3 protein-coding genes are annotated in these 3,111 nt (G+C 76.7%); 1 reads left to right on the top strand and 2 read right to left on the bottom strand.

Features of this window, described 5'->3' with window-relative positions:
• The first annotated feature begins 69 nt into the window (after nt 1–69).
• Nucleotides 70–462 (top strand): HU family DNA-binding protein, encoded by a 393-nt coding sequence (locus KPL57_RS71310; RefSeq protein WP_308253320.1) that lies wholly within the window; start codon nt 70–72, stop codon nt 460–462.
• A 198-nt stretch (nt 463–660) separates the two neighbouring features.
• On the opposite strand, the gene KPL57_RS60985 is transcribed toward KPL57_RS71310, so the two are convergent.
• Nucleotides 661–1,359, bottom strand: a complete 699-nt coding sequence (locus KPL57_RS60985; RefSeq protein WP_226350228.1) for an endonuclease domain-containing protein — start codon at nt 1,357–1,359, stop codon at nt 661–663.
• Between the two features lie 1,004 nt (nt 1,360–2,363).
• Complete coding sequence (locus KPL57_RS73460; protein ID WP_226358963.1) at nt 2,364–3,047, bottom strand: HU family DNA-binding protein; 684 nt, start codon at nt 3,045–3,047, stop codon at nt 2,364–2,366.
• Between the last annotated feature and the right edge of the window lie 64 nt (nt 3,048–3,111).

The raw sequence follows: 3,111 nt of genomic DNA, 5'->3' as shown, positions 1-3,111 counted from the left end.
CGCTGACCGCCCGGCTCGGAGACCGTCGTGCCGCCACGTCGGCCGTCGACGCGATGGTCGAGAGTGATCGTGGACGCCGTCGGGCGTGGTGAGACCGTCACCCTGACCGGGTTCGGGGTCTTCGAGCCGCGACGACGTGCACCGCGCACCGCCCGCAACCCGCGGACCGGGGAGACGGTGCCCGTCGGGGAGACCGTGGTGCCGTCGTTCCGGCCCGGCGCCGCCTTCAAGGAACGGGTGGCCGCCAGCGAGGCCGCCGCCGCGAACGCGACCAGCGCCCCCGCCGTACCGAGCGGGCCGCGACGGGCAACGGTCGCACCACCGCGACCCGCAAGACGATCCCGCCGGAGACCGGGGCGCTCCGGCCGCCGCGGCGGCACCGGCGAAGAAGGCGGCTGCCCGAAGAAGGCGGCCGCGTCGGCGAAGAAGCCGGCCCGGCGGAAGGCCGCTGCGGAGAAGTAGCCGCGCCACCGTACTGCCCCCGGTCGGCGCCGCCCCGCGCTGCGCCACGGTGTTCCGCGCTGCCCGCGTCGCGCCGCCCGGCGCTGCCTGCGGGCGCGTCGATCAGTACATGAGTGCTGTTCGAGCGGGTGCGGACAGCACTCATGTACTGATCGACGGGGATCGCGGCATCGGTGACGCAGCCGGGTGCGGTCGGGGTCAGTAGGGCGCGAGGCGGGTCCGTCGGGCGAGCAGGGCGCGGACCGTCCCGACGGTGCGACCGGCGTTGCGGGTGAGGCCGTCGGCGGTGATCCGGAGGGTCTGCCATCCCAGCGCCGCGGTGCGGGTGTCGCGGATGCGGTCGAGCGGGTCGTCGTGGTGGGCGCCGTCGTACTCGATCGCGAGCAGGGCGTCGGGGTAGGCGAGGTCGAACCGCAACCAGGGGCGGCTCCGGCCGTCGTACAGCGGGAACCGGACCTGGGGGACGGGGGGCCCGGAGAGCACGAGCAACAGCCGTAGCCGGGTCTCGGGCGGGGACTCCGCGCGCGGGTCGGCGAGCGCGACGACCCTGTCCAGCCGGGCCGAGCCCCGCACGTGCGGGTGGAGCGACCGCCGGACCAGCAGGTCGGCGGGGTCGAAGCCGGGGCACGGCGCCGTCATCCGGGACAGCGTCCGTTGCTCGGGGGCCGGTGTGCCCCGCACCGCGACGAACACCGGCCGGTCCCGTCTCCGGGCGGCGAGCGCGTCGAGGGGCCCGGCGTGGATCGATGCGGCCCGGGCCCGGAGCAGCGGCGTCACGGGGACCACGGCGGAGACGTACACGTCGGGGAACAGGCGCACGAACCGTGGCCCGCGCAGCCGCCCCGGCGTGACGGTCCCACGCGCGACGGCCTCCGACCCCCGGAACGGCTCCTCCACCCGCGCACCCTGCACCCCGGCCCACGCCCGGCGGGCCGGAACCGGTGCGCCCGTTCGCGATCGCACACGCCGTCGCCGGGAGCGGGCTTCCGGGACCCGGTCGATCAGTGCACCAGTGCTGCCCGCCCGGGGTCGGACAGCACTCGGGTACTGATCGACGAGCGGCCCGGACCCGGGGGCCGCCGCGCCGTCCCGGACCCGGCCGGCCCCGGGTCCGGGCCGCTCGTCGATCAGTACCCGAGTGCTGTCCGACCCCGGGCGGGCAGCACTGGTGCACTGATCGACCGGGTCCCGGAAGCCCGCTCCCGGCGACGGCGTGTGCGATCGCGAACGGGCGCACCGGTTCCGGCCCGCCGGGCGTGGGCCGGGGTGCAGGGTGCGCGGGTGGAGGAGCCGTTCCGGGGGTCGGAGGCCGTCGCGCGTGGGACCGTCACGCCGGGGCGGCTGCGCGGGCCACGGTTCGTGCGCCTGTTCCCCGACGTGTACGTCTCCGCCGTGGTCCCCGTGACGCCGCTGCTCCGGGCCCGGGCCGCATCGATCCACGCCGGGCCCCTCGACGCGCTCGCCGCCCGGAGACGGGACCGGCCGGTGTTCGTCGCGGTGCGGGGCACACCGGCCCCCGAGCAACGGACGCTGTCCCGGATGACGGCGCCGTGCCCGGCTTCGACCCCGCCGACCTGCTGGTCCGGCGGTCGCTCCACCCGCACGTGCGGGGCTCGGCCCGGCTGGACAGGGTCGTCGCGCTCGCCGACCCGCGCGCGGAGTCCCCGCCCGAGACCCGGCTACGGCTGTTGCTCGTGCTCTCCGGGCCCCCCGTCCCCCAGGTCCGGTTCCCGCTGTACGACGGCCGGAGCCGCCCCTGGTTGCGGTTCGACCTCGCCTACCCGACGCCCTGCTCGCGATCGAGTACGACGGCGCCCACCACGACGACCCGCTCGACCGCATCCGCGACACCCGCACCGCGGCGCTGGGATGGCAGACCCTCCGGATCACCGCCGACGGCCTCACCCGCAACGCCGGTCGCACCGTCGGGACGGTCCGCGCCCTGCTCGCCCGACGGACCCGCCTCGCGCCCTACTGACCCCGACCGCACCGGCTGCGTCACCGATGCCGCGATCCCCGTCGATCAGTACATGAGTGCTGTCCGCACCCGCTCGAACAGCACTCATGTACTGATCGACGCGCCCGCAGGCAGCGCCGGGCGGCGCGACGCGGGCAGCGCGGAACACCGTGGCGCAGCGCGGGGCGGCGCCGACCGGGGGCAGTACGGTGGCGCGGCTACTTCTCCGCAGCGGCCTTCCGCCGGGCCGGCTTCTTCGCCGACGCGGCCGCCTTCTTCGGGGCAGCCGCCTTCTTCGCCGGTGCCGCCGCGGCGGCCGGAGCGCCCGCGGTCTCCGGCGGGATCGTCTTGCGGGTCGCGGTGGTGCGACCGTTGCCCGTCGCGGCCCGCTCGGTACGGCGGGGGCGCTGGTCGCGTTCGCGGCGGCGGCCTCGCTGGCGGCCACCCGTTCCTTGAAGGCGGCGCCGGGCCGGAACGACGGCACCACGGTCTCCCCGACGGGCACCGTCTCCCCGGTCCGCGGGTTGCGGGCGGTGCGCGGTGCACGTCGTCGCGGCTCGAAGACCCCGAACCCGGTCAGGGTGACGGTCTCACCACGCCCGACGGCGTCCACGATCACCTCGACCATCGCGTCGACGGCCGACGTGGCGGCACGACGGTCTCCGAGCGGGCGGTCAGCGCATCGACGAGCT

The organism is Pseudonocardia sp. ICBG601 (assembly GCF_020496245.1).
The sequence above is the reverse complement of the archived record's forward strand: the minus strand, read 5'-3'. Positions and strand labels throughout refer to the sequence as shown.

What these genes read in the sequence shown, in the direction of transcription:
- KPL57_RS73460 (WP_226358963.1), bottom strand. Translation starts at nt 3,047, where the DNA reads ATGGTCGAGGTGATCGTGGACGCCGTCGGGCGTGGTGAGACCGTCACC.